Annotated in this window: 14 protein-coding genes; 10 read left to right on the plus strand and 4 right to left on the minus strand. The window is 71.6% G+C overall.

Annotated features, from left to right (window positions below; all coding sequences use genetic code 11):
* Positions 1-217: 217 nt before the first annotated feature.
* Positions 218-1,312, minus strand: a complete 1,095-nt coding sequence (locus ASG88_RS20880) for an ABC transporter ATP-binding protein (protein WP_056889386.1) — start codon at positions 1,310-1,312, stop codon at positions 218-220.
* 305 nt (positions 1,313-1,617) lie between these two features.
* On the opposite strand from ASG88_RS20880, the gene ASG88_RS20885 reads away from it, so the two are divergent.
* From ASG88_RS20885 to ASG88_RS20915, 7 genes are all read left to right on the plus strand, one after another.
* Positions 1,618-2,850, plus strand: a complete 1,233-nt coding sequence (locus ASG88_RS20885; protein WP_056889387.1) for an extracellular solute-binding protein — start codon at positions 1,618-1,620, stop codon at positions 2,848-2,850.
* Between the two features lie 30 nt (positions 2,851-2,880).
* Complete coding sequence (locus tag ASG88_RS20890) at positions 2,881-3,879, plus strand: carbohydrate ABC transporter permease (protein WP_235534945.1); 999 nt, start codon at positions 2,881-2,883, stop codon at positions 3,877-3,879.
* A complete protein-coding gene (locus ASG88_RS20895) occupies positions 3,876-4,694 on the plus strand; it encodes a carbohydrate ABC transporter permease (RefSeq protein WP_082600849.1) in 819 nt (272 codons plus the stop codon). The genes ASG88_RS20890 and ASG88_RS20895 overlap by 4 nt, the downstream gene beginning before the upstream one ends.
* Positions 4,691-6,196, plus strand: a complete 1,506-nt coding sequence (locus ASG88_RS20900) for a GH1 family beta-glucosidase (RefSeq protein ID WP_082600850.1) — start codon at positions 4,691-4,693, stop codon at positions 6,194-6,196. The genes ASG88_RS20895 and ASG88_RS20900 overlap by 4 nt, the downstream gene beginning before the upstream one ends.
* A gap of 5 nt (positions 6,197-6,201) precedes the next feature.
* Positions 6,202-7,236, plus strand: coding sequence for a LacI family DNA-binding transcriptional regulator (locus tag ASG88_RS20905; RefSeq protein WP_056889390.1), 1,035 nt, complete (start codon positions 6,202-6,204; stop codon positions 7,234-7,236).
* A gap of 832 nt (positions 7,237-8,068) precedes the next feature.
* Positions 8,069-9,577, plus strand: a complete 1,509-nt coding sequence (locus ASG88_RS20910; RefSeq protein ID WP_056889391.1) for a DEAD/DEAH box helicase — start codon at positions 8,069-8,071, stop codon at positions 9,575-9,577.
* A 35-nt stretch (positions 9,578-9,612) separates the two neighbouring features.
* Positions 9,613-10,299, plus strand: a complete 687-nt coding sequence (locus ASG88_RS20915; protein WP_157559870.1) for a CPBP family intramembrane glutamic endopeptidase — start codon at positions 9,613-9,615, stop codon at positions 10,297-10,299.
* 28 nt (positions 10,300-10,327) lie between these two features.
* Here the strand turns inward: ASG88_RS20915 and ASG88_RS20920 are convergent, their stop codons facing one another.
* A complete protein-coding gene (locus tag ASG88_RS20920) occupies positions 10,328-11,230 on the minus strand; it encodes an NAD(P)H-binding protein (RefSeq protein WP_056889393.1) in 903 nt (300 codons plus the stop codon).
* A gap of 92 nt (positions 11,231-11,322) precedes the next feature.
* Here ASG88_RS20920 and ASG88_RS20925 point away from each other — a divergent pair, with 92 nt between their 5' ends.
* Together ASG88_RS20925 and ASG88_RS20930 are read left to right on the plus strand one after the other, a co-directional pair.
* Positions 11,323-11,841 carry a VOC family protein gene (locus tag ASG88_RS20925; protein WP_056889394.1) on the plus strand — a complete coding sequence of 173 codons (519 nt, stop codon included), beginning with the start codon at positions 11,323-11,325 and terminating at the stop codon, positions 11,839-11,841.
* Positions 11,838-12,473, plus strand: coding sequence for an alpha/beta hydrolase (locus tag ASG88_RS20930; protein WP_056889395.1), 636 nt, complete (start codon positions 11,838-11,840; stop codon positions 12,471-12,473). Before ASG88_RS20925 ends, ASG88_RS20930 begins: the two co-directional genes overlap by 4 nt.
* On the opposite strand, the gene ASG88_RS20935 is transcribed toward ASG88_RS20930, so the two are convergent.
* Positions 12,466-13,782, minus strand: a complete 1,317-nt coding sequence (locus ASG88_RS20935) for a cation:proton antiporter (protein ID WP_056889396.1) — start codon at positions 13,780-13,782, stop codon at positions 12,466-12,468. The genes ASG88_RS20930 and ASG88_RS20935 overlap by 8 nt on opposite strands.
* A 102-nt stretch (positions 13,783-13,884) precedes the next feature.
* Complete coding sequence (locus ASG88_RS20940; protein ID WP_056889397.1) at positions 13,885-14,511, minus strand: helix-turn-helix domain-containing protein; 627 nt, start codon at positions 14,509-14,511, stop codon at positions 13,885-13,887.
* Between the two features lie 110 nt (positions 14,512-14,621).
* On the opposite strand from ASG88_RS20940, the gene ASG88_RS20945 reads away from it, so the two are divergent.
* Positions 14,622-15,833, plus strand: coding sequence for an acetyl-CoA C-acetyltransferase (locus ASG88_RS20945; RefSeq protein WP_056889398.1), 1,212 nt, complete (start codon positions 14,622-14,624; stop codon positions 15,831-15,833).
* Positions 15,834-15,844: the final 11 nt, after the last annotated feature.

Below are 15,844 nucleotides of genomic sequence, written 5' to 3' on the forward strand. Positions count from 1 at the left end.
GCTCCGGAGCCGGGGAAGGACGTCGTACGCCGCCAGTTGTGGCCGGACCCGGCGGGAGACGACAGGGGTCGACAGGGCCTCCGGGCAACTGGCGAGGGACGACAGCTCCGGAGCCCGGGGAGGCGTCGTGCGCCGCCAGTTGTGGCCGCGACCCGGGTGGCGCCTGAGCGGGATGTCGTACGCCGCCAGTTGCGCCCACGACCAGACCGACCCGAGCTCAGGCCGAGAGCCGCGTCCCGGACTCGGTGTCGAAGACGTGGACCGCGCCCGGGTCGATGACGAGGCGCACCTGCTCACCCTTGGCGAGCTGGGGCCGACCCTCGAGGCGTACGACGGCCTGGCTGATGTCGCCGGCGAGCGACGGGTCGTCGGGGACGGCGTAGAGGAAGGCGTCGGCGCCGAGCTCCTCGACCACCGTCACCGTGACGGCGAAGCCCTGATCGGACGAGGGGGACCCCAGGTGCCAGGCGTGCGGGCGCACCCCGAGCGTCACGTCACCGGTGGCCCGGGCCGCGACGTCGCGCTCGAGCGGCACCCGGAGGTCGCCCACCCACGCGTCACCGTCGGAGACCTTGGCGGGGAGGAGGTTCATCGCGGGGGAGCCGATGAAGCCGGCGACGAAGAGGTTGGCCGGCCGGTCGTAGAGCGCCAGGGGGGTGTCGACCTGCTGGAGCAGGCCGTCCTTCATCACCGCGACCCGGTCGCCCATCGTCATCGCCTCGACCTGGTCGTGGGTGACGTAGACGGTGGTGACGCCGAGCCGCTGCTGGAGGGCGGCGATCTGGGTGCGGGTGGAGACGCGGAGCTTGGCGTCGAGGTTGGACAGCGGCTCGTCCATCAGGAATACCTCGGGCTGGCGCACGATCGCCCGGCCCATCGCGACCCGCTGGCGCTGGCCGCCGGAGAGCGCCTTGGGCTTTCGGTCGAGGTAGTCCTCGAGGCCGAGCAGGCGGGCCGCCTCCTGCACCCGCTGGTCGCGCTCCTCCTTGCCGACGCGGGCGACCTTGAGGGCGAAGCCCATGTTGTCGGCGACCGACATGTGCGGGTAGAGCGCGTAGTTCTGGAAGACCATCGCGATGTCGCGGTCCTTGGGCACGTCGTCGGTGACGTCGCGGTCGCCGATCATGATCGAGCCTGCCGTGCACTCCTCCAGGCCGGCCAGCATCCGCAGCGAGGTGGACTTGCCGCAGCCCGAGGGCCCGACCAGCACCATGAACTCGCCGTCCTCGATCTCGAGGTCGAGCGCGTCGACCGCCGGGCGCTCCGCGCCGGGGTAGCGCCGACTGGCTCCAACGAATCGCACCGATGCCATGGGGGTCCCTCCGTCCAACCTCCCGACGCACGGGCGGCCGGGGTTGGCCATCACCGTACGACGCCCGGGCGTACGCGTCTAGTGGAAGCGCTCTCACACTTTGCCGAACCGTGATCTAGCGGTCCGTTGACAGACGGTGTGACCGATGTCATGGTGAACCGCAGGCCGGTGTGGAAGCGCTCTCACACTTACACCCGGTCCAATGACCCAGCCGGACAACCGTCCGGCGTTCCCCGCAGGACGGCAGGAGAGCAGTGGTGCACACACCCAACACTCGACGAGCACGGCTCGTCACGGGCGCCCTGATGGCGCTCACTCTCACGATGACGGCTGCCGCGTGCGGCGGCGACTCCGAGGGCGCGACCGAGGACGGCAAGATCAAGCTGACCGTCGCGACCTTCAACGAGTTCGGTTACGAGGAGCTCATCGAGGAGTACAACGCGATGCAGGACGAGGTCGTGGTGGAGCAGAAGAAGGCCGGCACGGCCAACGAGCACCAGGACAACCTCTACACCAAGCTGGCGGCCGGCTCGGGCCTCTCCGACATCGAGGCCATCGAGGTCGACTGGCTGGCCGCGCTCATGGAGGAGTCCGACGCGTTCGTCGACCTCTCCGACCCCGAGGTCGAGGGCCGCTGGCTCGACTGGAAGACCGAGGCCGCCACCACCGAGGACGGTGCGCTGATCGGCTACGGCACCGACATCGGCCCGGAGGGCATCTGCTACCGCGCCGACCTCTTCGAGAAGGCCGGCATGCCGACCGACCGCGAGGAGGTGGCCAAGCTCTTCACGAGCTGGGACGACTACTTCCAGGCCGGTCGCGACTTCGTCAAGAAGGTCCCGGACGTCGCGTGGTACGACGCCTCGGGCGCCACCGCGCAGGCGATGATCAACCAGGTGGAGTACTCCTTCGAGGACCAGGACAACACCGTCATCGCCGCCGACAACCCCGAGGTCAAGGAGGTCTTCGACACCGTGACCTCGCTGGCCGACGAGGGGCTGTCCACCAGGCTCGTGCAGTGGAGCGAGGACTGGACCGCGACGTTCCAGAACGACGGCTTCGCCACCATGGCGTGCCCCGGCTGGATGCTCGGTGTGATCGAGGGCAACGCCGAGGGCGTCGAGGGCTGGGACATCGCCAACGTCTTCCCCGGCGGCGCCGGACTCTGGGGTGGCTCCTACCTCACCGTCCCGGTGCAGGGCGAGCACCCGGAGGAGGCCCAGGCCCTGGCCGAGTGGCTGACCGCTCCGGAGCAGCAGATCAAGGCGTTCGAGGCGAAGGGCACCTTCCCGAGCCAGAACGACGCGCTGGAGGACCCGGTGCTGCTCGAGAGCACCAACGCGTTCTTCAACGACGCACCGACCGGGCAGATCCTGGCCGAGCGCGCCGAGGCGATCGAGTTCATCCCCCACAAGGGTCCGAAGTTCGCCGACATCAACACCGCGTTCCAGCAGGCCATCCAGCGCGTGGACGAGGGCAAGGAGTCGGCCGACGAGGCCTGGCAGTCCTTCCTGGCCGACGTCGAGCGGTTGGGCTGACCCTCCACCATGACGCTGGACTCTCCTGCCGTGAAGCCCGTCGGGGACGGCGGTGACCCTGTCGGGGCCACCACGTCCCCGGCGGGGGCCAGGCCCTCGCTCCGGAGGCGCCGCCCGTCCCCGTGGCGGCGCCGGCTCTCCCGGTGGGACACCCGGCTGTCGCCGTACCTCTACATCTCGCCGTTCTTCGTGCTCTTCCTGCTGGTGGGCATGTTCCCGCTCGGCTACACCGCCTGGGTGTCCGTGCACGAGTGGGGACTGCTCAGCGGCCAGGGCGACTTCATCGGGCTCGACAACTACGCCCGGGTGATCGAGGACCGCTACTTCTGGAACGCCCTGCGCAACACCGTCAGCATCTTCGTGTTGTCCTCGGTGCCGCAGGTGGTCATCGCCCTGGTCCTCGCGGCGCTGCTGGACACCCAGCTGCGCGGTCGGACCCTGTGGCGGATGAGCGTGCTCATCCCCTTCGTGGTCGCCCCGGCCGCGGTGGCGCTGATCTTCGGCAACGTCTTCGGTGACCGCTACGGCCTGGTCAACGAGGGGCTGCAGGCCATCGGGCTCGATCCCATCCGGTGGCACGTAGATACCCTGGCCAGCCACGTCGCCATCGCCTCGATGGTCAACTGGCGCTGGACCGGCTACAACGCGCTGATCTTCCTGGCGGCCATGCAGGCGGTGCCGCGCGAGCTCTACGAGTCGGCCTGCCTCGACGGGGCCGGCCGGGTGCGGCAGTTCCTCTCCATCACGCTGCCGATGATCCGGCCCACGCTGCTCTTCGTGATCATCACGTCGACCATCGGCGGGCTGCAGATCTTCGCCGAGCCGCGGCTCTTCGACACCCAGGGCCTCGGCGGCTCGGACCGGCAGTACCAGACCCTGACGATGTACCTCTGGGAGCTCGGCTGGCGGGTGCGTGACCTGGGCATGGCCTCGGCCGTGGCCTGGCTGCTCTTCCTCATCATCATCGTCTTCGCACTCGTCAACCTGGTGGTCAGCCGCCGGGTCGGGGCCCTGGGAGGCCGTCGATGAACCGTCGTCCCGGCTTCCTGGTCTACGGGCTGCTCACCGCCTTCGTGCTCGGCTCGTGCCTCCCTCTCTACTGGTCGTTCCTCGTGGGCTCGCACAGCCGCGACGTGCTGACCGAGCGGGTCCCCCCGTTGCTGCCCGGTGGCCACTTCTTCGAGAACGCACAACGCGCCTTCGAGGCCGTGCCGTTCTGGAAGGCGCTGGGCAACAGCCTGCTCGTCTCCACGACGGTCGCCACGTCGGTGGTGTTCTTCTCCACGCTGGCCGGCTTCGCCTTCGCCAAGCTCGCCTTCAGGGGACGCACACCGCTGCTCGTCTTCGTCGTCGCCACCCTCGCGGTGCCCACCCAGCTCGGCGTGATCCCGCTCTTCATCGTGATGGCCGAGCTCGGCTGGGTCGGCTCGATGTGGGCGCTGATCGTGCCCGGCATGGTCACCGCCTTCGGCGTCTTCTTCATGAGGCAGTACCTCATCGACGCCGTGCCCGACGAGCTCATCGAGGCCGCCCGGGTGGACGGCTGCTCGATGTTGCGCACCTTCTGGAACGTCGCTCTGCCGGCGGCCCGTCCGGCCGCGGCCATCCTCTGGCTCTTCACCTTCATGGCCACCTGGACCGACTTCTTCTGGCCGCTGATCGTGCTGCCGGCCAGCAACCCGACGGTCCAGATCGCCCTCCAGCAGCTGCAGAGCGGCTACTACGTCGACTACAGCCTCGTCCTCGCCGGCGCCGCGATCTCCACGATCCCGCTGCTGGTCCTCTTCGTCCTCACCGGCCGGCAGCTCGTCGCCGGCATCATGCAAGGAGCAGTCAAGGGATGACCGTCCAGCGCACTCTCACCCCCGCCGGGAGCACGGTCACCGCTCCCGACCTGTCCGCCCGCTTCCCCGACGGCTTCGTCTGGGGCGTCGCGACCGCGTCGTACCAGATCGAGGGCGCGGTGGCCGAGGACGGTCGCACCCCGTCGATCTGGGACACGTTCTCCCACACCCCCGGCGCGGTGATGAACGCCGACACCGGCGACGTCGCCTGCGACCACTACCACCGGATGCCCGACGACGTCGCGCTGCTGCGAGAGCTCGAGGTGGCGTCGTACCGCTTCTCCGTCGCCTGGCCCCGGGTGCGTCCGGACGGGGGGCCGGTCAACCGCGCCGGCCTCGCGTTCTACGACCGGCTCGTCGACGAGCTGCTCGCGCAGGGCGTCGCGCCCTGGCTGACGCTCTACCACTGGGACCTCCCGCAGGCCCTCGAGGACGCGGGCGGCTGGACCAACCGCGACACGTCCTTCCGCTTCCGCGACTACGCGATGAGCGTGTACGACGTCCTCGGCGACCGGGTGCCCACCTGGACCACGCTCAACGAGCCGTTCTGCTCCTCCCTCCTCGGCTACGCCGCAGGACACCATGCCCCCGGGCGGCAGGAGGGCGTCGCTGGCTTGGTCTCCGCGCACCACCTGCTGCTCGGGCACGGCCTCGTCGTCGACGAGCTGCGGCGGCGCGCCGACCGCGACGGCGATGACATCCGGCTGGGGGTCAGCCTCAACCTCACCGTGCCCGACCCCTTCGACCCGGCCGACCCCGCCGACGTGGACGCCGCCCGCCGGATCGACGCGCTGCACAACCGGCTCTTCCTGGACCCGATCTTCCGCGGCTCCTACCCCGAGGACCTGCTCACCGACACCGCTCACCTCGACTGGCAGGGCGGGTACTGGCACGACGTCGTGCAGGACGGCGACCTGGCGGTGATCTCATCGCCGATCGACGTGCTGGGCGTGAACTACTACCACGGCAACGCCGTCTCGGGGCACCCGCACGAGGCGGTCGTCGGGATCGGCAGCGACCAGCCCGACCGGGTCGCGAAGTCGCCGTTCGTGGGATCCGAGCACGTCACCTTCCCGAGCCGCGGGCTGCCGCTGACCGACATGGGCTGGGAGGTCCAGCCCGAGGGTTTGCACCGCCTGCTGCGTCGGTTGCACGACGACTACCCGCGTCTGCCGATCTACCTCACCGAGACCGGGGCGGCCTACCCCGACGTCCCCGGTCGCGACGGCCAGGTCCACGACCTCGACCGCATCGGCTTCCTCGACTCCTACCTGCACGCCGTGCACCGCGCGATCGAGGAGGGTGTCGACGTGCGCGGCTTCTTCCAGTGGTCCTTCATGGACAACTTCGAGTGGGCCTTCGGCTACGCCAAGCGCTTCGGCCTCGTCCACGTCGACTACGCGACGCAGCAGCGCACGCCCAAGGCGAGCGCCCGCTGGTACGCCGAGGTGGCACGGTCGGGAGGGCTGCCCGCGGTGGGATCACCGGGACCACTAGCGTGAGCAGGGTGAACGGGACGAGGCGCGACGCGACGTCCACCTCGCCCACCCTGGACGAGGTGGCCCGGGTCGCCGGCGTCTCCCGCGCCACCGCGTCCCGCGCGATCAACGGCGGCCAGCGGGTCAGCCCGCGAGCGCAGTCATCGGTCGACGCGGCCGTGCGCTCGCTGGGCTACGTCCCCAACCCGGCCGCGCGCAGCCTGGTGACGCGGCGTACGGACTCGATCGCCGTCGTCGTGCCCGAGCCCGACGACCGGGTCTTCTCCGACCCGTTCTTCGCCGGCACCCTACGCGGCGTCACGCGGGTGCTCAGCGACAGCGACATGCAGCTCGTGCTGCTCCTCGCCCGGCCGGGCGCCTCGACCGCCCGCACCCTGCGCTACCTCACCAACCGCCACGTAGACGGCGCCCTGGTCGTCTCCCACCACCGCGACGACGGGCTGGCCGACCAGCTGGCCCGCCTCGACCTGCCGTGCGTCTTCGGCGGCCGGCCGTGGTCGGCGGGCGACCGGGTGGCGTACGTCGACGTCGACAACACCGCCGGCGAGCGGATGGCCACCGAGGTGCTCGTCGAGCGCGGCTGCCGCAGGATCGGCACCATCGCCGGGCCCTCCGACATGACCGCCGCCGAGGACCGCCTCGACGGCTGGCGGCAGGCGATGTCTGCCGCGGGCCTGGCCGACGACGCCGTCGTGCACGGCGACTTCACCGAGGCCGGCGGGCAGCGCGCGGCCGAGGAGCTCTTCGCCCGGCACCCCGACCTCGACGGCATCGTCGTCGCCTCCGACCTGATGGCCTCCGGTGCGCTCAAGGTCCTCTCCGCGCTCGGTCGCCGGGTCCCCGACGACGTCGCCGTGGTCGGGTACGACGACCTCGGCGTCGCCGAGCGGACCACTCCGCCGCTGACCACCGTGCGCCAGCCGGTGGAGGAGATGGCCGAGCGGGCCACCCGGCTGCTGCTCGAGCAGGTCGACGGCCGGACCGGGGGCCACGCGATGCGGGTGATCATCCCGCCGCTGCTCGTGCGCCGGGACTCCGCCTGACGCTGGCGTCGTACGACGTCCTCCTGGGCGCGATCTTCTTCGGGGCACCTTCTCCGCGAGGCCGACTCCCGGCCCCTTCAACTGGCGGGCGCCGACAGGTGCGGTGCTCGGGGCGTCGACCACTGGCGGGGGACGACAGGTGCGGCGGAGGGGCCTCAGCTGACTGGCGGAGGCCGACATGCACCTGACCGATCCACCTGTCGTAGGCCGCCAGTCGCGGCGGCCACCCGTCGTACCTCGCCAGTCACGGCGGCCACCCGTCGTACGCCGCCAGTTGCGCCCACCACGAGGCGGACCCCCGGAGCTCCGCCCGCCCGAGGCGAGTGTCGTACGACGTCCTCCCGCGCCCGCCCTCCTCCGGGCCGCTGCAACTGGCGGGGTCCGACATGGGTGGCCGAGAGGCATCAGCTGACTGGCGGGGGCCGACATGCGCGTAGCCGATCCACCCGTCGTACGCCGCCAGTCACGGCGACCCCCTGTCGTACGCCGCCAGCCACCGCGCCGTCGTACCGCCCGCTGCCGCCTCGGGCCGGACGTGCTGGCCGACTCGTCCGCTTCCCGGCCGATGTGTCGGCCAGCAAGCGCCAAAGTCCCCGCCGGAGCGGGGACTCCGACACCCCCGCGTGACCCGCGACACCCCTCTGGTCCCACGATTCACAGGAACATCGGCCACACCGATACCGTTGTGCCCACGCAGCCCGTCAAGTCTTGCAACGGGCGCACGGATCGTGACTCACGCAGTCGGTCGATCCGCCCCTCACTCTGAGGACGTATGCCGCCCGATTCTGGGCCGGCCCACGATTGGCGAGACGCCAACCGAAAGACTTTCCCCATGAACTTCGCCGACCTCGGCGTGCCCGCCTCGTTGATCAAGATCCTCGAGAAGCAGGGCATCACCACCCCCACTCCCATCCAGGCCGCGACGCTGCCCGACAGCCTCGCCGGTCGCGACGTCCTGGGCCGTGGCCGCACCGGCTCCGGCAAGACGTACGCGTTCGTGCTGCCGCTCATCGCGCGCCTCGACGCCTCCAAGATGCCGGCCATGCCGCGCAAGCCGCGCGCGCTGATCCTGGCCCCCACCCGCGAGCTGGTCGGCCAGATCCACGCCGCGCTCAAGCCGATGGCCGACGCCGCCGGCCTGTCGACCGTCGTCATCTACGGCGGCGTGGGCCAAGGCCCGCAGACCACCGCGCTCAAGAAGGGCGTCGACATCGTCATCGCCTGCCCCGGCCGCCTCGAGGACCTCATGGGCCAGGGATACGCCGACCTGTCCGCGATCGAGACCACCATCCTCGACGAGGCCGACCACATGGCCGACCTCGGCTTCCTGCCCGGCGTGCGCCGGATCATGGACAAGACGCCACGCACCGGACAGCGCCTGCTGTTCTCCGCGACGCTCGACAAGGCGATCGACGTGCTGGTCAAGCGCTTCCTGACCAACCCGGTCACCCACGAGGCCGACTCGGCCCAGTCGCCGGTCTCGACGATGTCGCACCACGTGCTGCACGTCTCCCGCGACCAGCGCGTGCCGGTGCTCGTCGACCTGACCAGCGCCCCCGGCCGCACGGTGGTCTTCACCCGCACCAAGCACGGCGCCAAGGCGCTGGCCCGCCAGCTCAACAAGTCGGGCATCCCGTCGGTCGACCTGCACGGCAACCTCAGCCAGAACGCGCGCACGCGCAACATGGAGATGTTCCACTCCGGCAAGGCCACGACCCTGGTCGCGACCGACATCGCCGCGCGCGGCATCCACGTCGACGACGTGGCCCTCGTGATCCACGCCGACCCGCCGACCGAGCACAAGGCCTACCTGCACCGCTCGGGCCGTACGGCGCGCGCCGGCGCCGAGGGCACCGTCATCACGCTGATGACCGACGACCAGGTCCGCGACGTGCGCGACCTGACCCGTCTCGCGGGCATCAAGCCCACGACCACCAAGGTCCACGGCTCCGACCACCCGATGCTGGTCCAGCTCGCCCCCGGTGAGCGCAGCACGCCCGGCGGCCTCGTCGTCGAGGTGCCCACCTCGGGTGGCGGTGGCGGCCGGTCCAACGGCGCCAACGCCCAGCGCAAGCGGGCCCGGAGTACCGGCCAGACCAACGGCCAGTCGCGTCGGGGCAACCCGACCGGTGGCTCCTCCGAGGGTCGTTCCTCGGGCGGCCAGGGTGGCAACGGCGGCGGCAACGGTGGCCAGCGTCGTCGCTCCGGCGGCGGCGGTCAGGGTGGCGGCCAGGGCGGTGGCCCCCGCGGCCAGCGCCGCGGCGGCTCCGGCGGCTCCGGCTCCTCGGGCGGCGGCAGCACTCGCGTGCACAGCTCGTCGTCCTTCAGCGCCGGGCGCTGACCGAGGGCTTTCGACCGCTCTCTAGGCTCGGGACCGTGTACGACTGGTTGCGACGCTCCCTGTGGGACGTGGTGCCGCGCGACCAGCGCGACACCCCGGCCGCACTGCGTCGACGCCAGGTCGTCACGGTCGCCGTCGTCCTCATCGGCGCCGGCGTCCTCGGCTACTCGCTGAGGATCGAGCCGGGCAGTCCCACGTTCTACGTCTCGACCATGGTGCTGGCCGGGGTCTGGGTGGTCGGCGCCTTCGCGTCGGGCCGCCTGCACCTCGGCCGCATCACCCGGGGCGAGGCGCACCTGCGACCGGTGGTCGCGCCGCTCACCCTCGGGCTGGCCCTGGTGGCGCTCTTCGTCGCCGGCTCGCTCGTGGTGAGGCAGATCGAGCCCCTGGCCGACTACGTCAGCTCGGTGCTGGCCTACGCCGACGAGGGCTCGGTGCCGGTCCTCGTGGTCATCACGCTCATCAACGGCATCGCCGAGGAGCTCTTCTTCCGGGGCGCCGCCTACGCCGCGATCCCGCGCAACCCGGTCGCCTGGACGACGCTCGCCTACTTCGTCGCGACGCTGGCCACCGGCAACGTGATGCTGGCCTTCGCCGCGATCCTCATCGGGCTCGTCTGCGGCCTCCAGCGCCGCGCGAGCGGTGGGGTGCTGGCGCCGATCATCACGCACTGCACGTGGTCGCTGTCGATGCTCCTGGTGCTCCCGCTGTTCTTCCGCTGACGCGGGCCTGACGCCCGACGCGGTCGTCCTACGCGGACCCGGCGGCCGCTGCGCGCTCCGCGAGCGCGCGGCGTACGGACTCCGCATAGCTCAGCGGCTCGCCCGGCACCACGTCGCGGATCGACGTGTCGGTCACCACGACCTCGGTCGACATCGAGTCGATGAGGTTGCGGCCGGTCGTGGCGTCCACGTCGGTGACGAGCGCGAGCCAGTAGGACGAGAGTCGCGGCGTCAGCACGGGGACGGGGACGACGGGGATCTTGCGGCCGTTGATGAGCTCCGCGGCGACCGTCATCATCTCGAGGTAGGTCAGCTGCTCGGTGCCGCCGATCTCGAAGACGCGGTCGAGCGCCTCCTCCTTGTCGACGACGCCGGCGAGGTAGCGGGTCACGTCGTCGAGCGCGATCGGCTGGGTGCGGGTGCCGACCCACTTGGGGACGATCATCGCCGGGAGGTTCTTGACCAGCTGGCGGGTGATCTCCCACGAGATCCCGCCGTGCCCCACGACGATGGCGGCCCGCAGGACCGTGACGGGTACGCCGTCCTGGCCGAGGAGGCCCTCGACCTCGCGGCGGGAGCGCAGGTGCGCGGACAGGTCGCCGTCGTCGGCACCGAGGCCGCCCATGTAGATGATCTGGCGCACGCCGGCGGTGGCGGCCGCCTTGCTGAAGTTGCGGGCCGCGTCCGCGTCCTTGCGCTCGAAGTCGGGGTCGTCGAGGGAGTGCACCAGGTAGACCGCGACGTCGACGCCGTCGAGCGCCGCGACGAGCGACTCGGGGTCCATGACGTCGGCTCCGACCGGCTCGCCCGGGCCGTCGTACTGCTCGGGGCGGCGCGTCATCGCGCGGACGGTGTGCCCGTCGTCGACGAGGGCGGGGACGAGGCGGCGACCGATGAAGCCGGTGGCCCCGGTGACCAGGACGGTGGACATGGACACAGCCTCGCACGTGGGTGGGGAATGGACGGATCGCGACATTGGTTCAACCTTCAACTATAGTGTGACCGAACGAGAGGGAGCACCCCATGACGACCCACACACCCATCCCCGCAGTCCGGCTCAACCACGCCGTCCTCTTCGTCGCCGACCTCGAGCGGTCGATCGACTTCTACACGTCCGTCTTCGGGATGGAGGTCGCCGCGCGAGAGCCCCGCGCCGGCGCGGCCTTCCTGCGTCTGACGCACGGCGCCAACCACCACGACCTCGGCCTCTTCGGCATCGGTGCCGACCAGGTCAAGCGGCCCGGCATCGGGCTCTACCACCTCGCCTGGCAGGTCGACACGATCGAGGAGCTCGAGCAGGCCCGGACCACGCTGGCCAACGCCGACGCCTACACCGGGGAGTCCAGCCACGGTGCCACCAAGAGCGTCTACGGCAAGGACCCGGACGGCAACGAGTTCGAGGTGATGTGGATGCTGCCCCGCGCCGAGTGGGGCCGCTACGAGCACGAGGCACCGGTCGAGCGCCTCGACCTGGTCGCCGAGGTCGACAGCTGGTCCGGCGTCCGCACGGCCGGTCGGGTCGTCGTCGAGGACGCCCCGTGAGCGCCGCGTTCGCCGACCCGGTCGTCGCCTGGGCCGCCGGCGCCGACGACCCGGGGCGGCCGCTCGTCGTGCTGCTGCACGGTCGCGGATCGCACGAGCAGGACATCCTCGGGCTCGCCTCGCACCTGCCCGCCGGACCGTCGTACGCCGCGGTGCGCGCGCCGATCGCCGAGGGCGGCGGCTACGCGTGGTTCGCCAACCGCGGCATAGGCCGACCGCTCGCCGACAGCCTGACCGCGACCACCGCGTGGTTCCGCGCCTGGCTCGACGAGGTGGCCCCGGGCGGTCGACCCGTCGTGCTGGTCGGCTTCAGCGGGGGTGCGGCGTTCGCCGGCGGGCTGGTGCTCGGTGACCCCGAGCGCTATGCGGGTACTGCGGTCCTGCACGGCACGCTGCCCTTCGAGGATGCGGGCGTCGACGTGGGGGAGGGGCGGCTCTCCGGGCGCCCGGTCCTGGTGGTGCACGGCGAGGTCGACACCGTCATCCCGGCCGAGCTGCAGACCCGCACCTGGTCGTGGCTGCACGACGGGTCGGGCGCGGTGGTGACATCGCGTCGCGACCCCGGCGGCCACGCGCTGAGCGCCGGCACGGTCGCCGTGCTCGGCGACTGGATCACCGGGCTGGTCAGCTGACGCGGGTGCCGCGCCGCTCGTCGAGCCGTGCCATCGCCGGGGTCGCGGTGACCCCGTGGAGCAGCACCGACGCGATGACCGTGAAGGCCACCGTCGACCACAGCCACGGCTCGTCCGGCACGTGCTCGTGGCTGGTCGCGTAGGCGAGGTAGAACAGCGAGCCGACGCCGCGGACGCCGAAGAAGGCCACGGCCACCCGCTCGCCGCGGTCGAGACCACCGTCGCGGTCCTCGTCGCGGGCCAGCACCGACAGTGCGGTGTACCCCGCGAGCGGTCGCACCACCAGCACGAGCGCGAGCGCGACGAGGACCCCGCGCCAGTCGAGGTGGTCGAAGAGCCCGCGGGTCATCGCCATGCCCAGCACCAGCAGGACCATGAGGGTCATCAGCCGCTCGAGGCGCTCGACGACGCCGTGCATCGCGCGCTGGTAGGAGTGCCCTCGCTCGGACGCCCGCAGCCGCATCGCGCAGGCAAAGACCGCCAGGAAGCCGTAGCCGCCGACCAGCTCCGCGGCGCCGTACGCCGCGAGCAGTGCCGCGAGGGCGAGGAGCGGCTCGCCGTGGTCGGCCAGGCGCAGCTTGTCGCTGCGCGAGTGGAAGGCCTGGCGGCCGAGCATCCAGCCCGTCGCGATGCCCACGGCGACGCCGAGCACGATCTTGCCCACGACGTACCAGCCGATCCACGTGCCCACGTCCAGGACGGTGAAGCCGCCGGCCAGCAGGAGCAGGGCGAGGTGCACGAAGGGGAACGCCAGGCCGTCGTTGAGCCCCGCCTCGGCGGTGAGGGAGAAGCGGATGTCGTCGTCCTCGGTGGGCGCCTCGCGGTCCTCGCGCTCGTCGATGTCCTCGGTGAGCGGCTCGCCCACCTGGACGTCGGAGGCGAGCACCGGGTCGGTCGGGGCGAGGACGGCGCCGAGCAGCAGCGCGACCGCGGGCGCGAGCCCGGCGACCCACCAGCCGAGCACCGCGACGCCGAGGATGGTGAGCGGCATGGTCACGACGAGCAGCCGCCAGACCGGCGACCAGGTGCGCCACGACCGCCACGACCGCAGGTCCAGGGTGCGCTCGATCGCCAGGCCGACGCCCATCAGGGAGACAAGCACGGTGAACTCGGTGACGTGGGTGACCACCGTGCGGTTGGCCTCGGGGTCGAGGCTGACGCCGTCCGGCAGCGGCAGCAGGCCGATCAGCATGCCGACGGCGACGAGCACCATCGGCGGCGACAGCGCGATCCGCTGCGTCACCTGCGGCAGGACGATCGCGAGGAGCAGGGACAGGCCGAGGAGGAGGTAGACCGCCGCCCCGGTCATCGGGCCCGCGGACCGGGGTTCGTCAGGTGGTTGAGCATGGAACCAGTCTCTCAGCCGACCCCTCGCCCTGTCGCTTCGTCGTCACCCCGTCGGGCGGTCGGGTCAGTGCGGACGCCTGCCGTCGTACGCCGCGGCGCTGTCGTCCATGGCCTGCTCGTAGGCCGCGACCAGCCCGGCCACGGTGAGCGGCTTGAGGCGGTGGACCATCTCGCGCAGCTGCTCGGCGGTCCCGCCGGCCTCGCGGAACGGCGGCCAGACGAGGGTCCGGACGATCTCGGAGAGCTCGGCGGCCACCTGGCGGCCGTGGTCGGCGTAGACCTCGGCGACGGCCGCGGCCGCCTCGGGCGAAACGCCCAGGCTGGCCAGTCCCTCGGCGACGTCGACGTGGCGCTCCCCGGTGACGGGGGCGAGCAGGGAGAGGTGGAGCGCGATGTCGGAGGGGGTGGCGTCGGCGGGGATGCGCTCGACGTACTTCTCGATCGCGGCGAGAGTGAAGCCGTGGCCCTGGAGCTCACGGACCAGCTCGAGCCGGGCGACGTGGTCGGCGGAGTAGTAGCCCGACCGGCCCCGGCGGATGGGCGGCGGGACCAGTCCACGGGACGTGTAGAAGCGGACGTTGCGCACGCTGGTCCCGACCCGGTCGGTCAGCTCGTCGAGGGTGAGGAGGGTGCCGTCGGCCGGGTCGTCGTACGACTCGCCGGACACGTCGTCGGGCACTGCATCGGTCATCCTCGTCCTCCTCCTGCGTGAAGCGGGCCACACACCTTGACCACGATGACAGTAATGGTGTCACAATCGAGCCACGGGCTCCCACGCCCTCTCGACACCGAAGGACGGTCATGGCAGAGGCATTCATCTACGACCACATCCGCACCCCGCGCGGCAAGGGCAAGGCGGCGGGCTCGCTGCACGAGGTCAAGCCGGTCGACCTCGTTGTCGGCCTGCTCGACGAGGTGCGCACCCGCAACCCCGGCCTCGACCCGGCCCGCGTGGACGACGTCGTGCTCGGCGTCGTGTCGCCGATCGGCGACCAGGGCGGCGACATCGCCAAGACCGCGGCCCTCGCTGCGGGCTACCCCGAGACCGTGGCCGGCGTGCAGCTCAACCGCTTCTGCGCCTCCGGGCTCGAGGCGGTCAACCAGGCCGCCTCGCGCGTCCGTGGCGGCTTCGAGGACCTGATCCTCGCCGGCGGCGTCGAGTCGATGAGCCGCGTCGCGATGGGCTCCGATGGGGGCGCCTGGGCGATGGACCCGGCCACCGCGCTCACCACCGGCTTCGTCCCGCAGGGCATCGGTGCCGACCTGATCGCCACCATCGAGGGCTGGAACCGCGACGACGTCGACGCGTTCGCCGCCGAGTCGCACCACCGCGCCGCCAAGGCGTGGGCCAACGGCTACTTCGCCGACGCGGTCATCCCCGTGACCGACCTCAACGGCCTCACCGTGCTCGACCGCGACGAGCTGATCCGCCCCGACACCAGCCCCGAGAGCCTCGCCGGCCTCAAGCCGTCCTTCGCCGGGATCGGCCGCGACGCGGGCTTCGACGACGTGGCGCTGGAGAAGTACCACTGGGTCGAGCGGATCGACCACGTCCACCACGCCGGCAACAGCTCCGGCATCGTCGACGGCGCCGCGATCATGGCGATCGGCAGCGAGCAGGTCGGCACCGACCTCGGCCTCACCCCGCGCGCCCGGATCATCGCCACCGCGGTCTCCGGCGCCGACCCGACGATCATGCTCACCGGGCCCGCACCCGCGGCCCGCAAGGCGCTGGCCAAGGCCGGTCTCGAGGTCGAGGACATCGACCTCTTCGAGATCAACGAGGCCTTCGCCGCGGTCGCGATGCGTTTCATGCGCGACCTCGGCATCAGCCACGACATCACCAACGTCAACGGCGGCGCCATCGCCATGGGCCACCCGCTCGGCGCCACCGGCGCGATGATCCTGGGCACGCTCGTCGACGAGCTCGCCCGCCGCGACCAGAAGCGCGGCCTCGCCACGCTCTGCGTCGGCGGAGGCATGGGCATCGCCACCATCGTCGAGCTCGTCTGACCACGAAGGAC

The organism is Nocardioides sp. Soil777 (assembly GCF_001428425.1).
GTDB classification, from domain to species: domain Bacteria; phylum Actinomycetota; class Actinomycetes; order Propionibacteriales; family Nocardioidaceae; genus Nocardioides; species Nocardioides terrigena.

What these genes read in the sequence shown, in the direction of transcription:
- ASG88_RS20895 (WP_082600849.1), top strand. Translation starts at nt 3,876, where the DNA reads ATGAACCGTCGTCCCGGCTTCCTGGTCTACGGGCTGCTCACCGCCTTC.
- ASG88_RS20880 (WP_056889386.1), bottom strand. Translation starts at nt 1,312, where the DNA reads ATGGCATCGGTGCGATTCGTTGGAGCCAGTCGGCGCTACCCCGGCGCG.
- ASG88_RS20925 (WP_056889394.1), top strand. Translation starts at nt 11,323, where the DNA reads ATGACGACCCACACACCCATCCCCGCAGTCCGGCTCAACCACGCCGTC.
- ASG88_RS20885 (WP_056889387.1), top strand. Translation starts at nt 1,618, where the DNA reads ATGGCGCTCACTCTCACGATGACGGCTGCCGCGTGCGGCGGCGACTCC.
- ASG88_RS20920 (WP_056889393.1), bottom strand. Translation starts at nt 11,230, where the DNA reads ATGTCCACCGTCCTGGTCACCGGGGCCACCGGCTTCATCGGTCGCCGC.
- ASG88_RS20935 (WP_056889396.1), bottom strand. Translation starts at nt 13,782, where the DNA reads ATGACCGGGGCGGCGGTCTACCTCCTCCTCGGCCTGTCCCTGCTCCTC.
- ASG88_RS20900 (WP_082600850.1), top strand. Translation starts at nt 4,691, where the DNA reads ATGACCGTCCAGCGCACTCTCACCCCCGCCGGGAGCACGGTCACCGCT.
- ASG88_RS20940 (WP_056889397.1), bottom strand. Translation starts at nt 14,511, where the DNA reads ATGACCGATGCAGTGCCCGACGACGTGTCCGGCGAGTCGTACGACGAC.
- ASG88_RS20910 (WP_056889391.1), top strand. Translation starts at nt 8,069, where the DNA reads ATGAACTTCGCCGACCTCGGCGTGCCCGCCTCGTTGATCAAGATCCTC.
- ASG88_RS20945 (WP_056889398.1), top strand. Translation starts at nt 14,622, where the DNA reads ATGGCAGAGGCATTCATCTACGACCACATCCGCACCCCGCGCGGCAAG.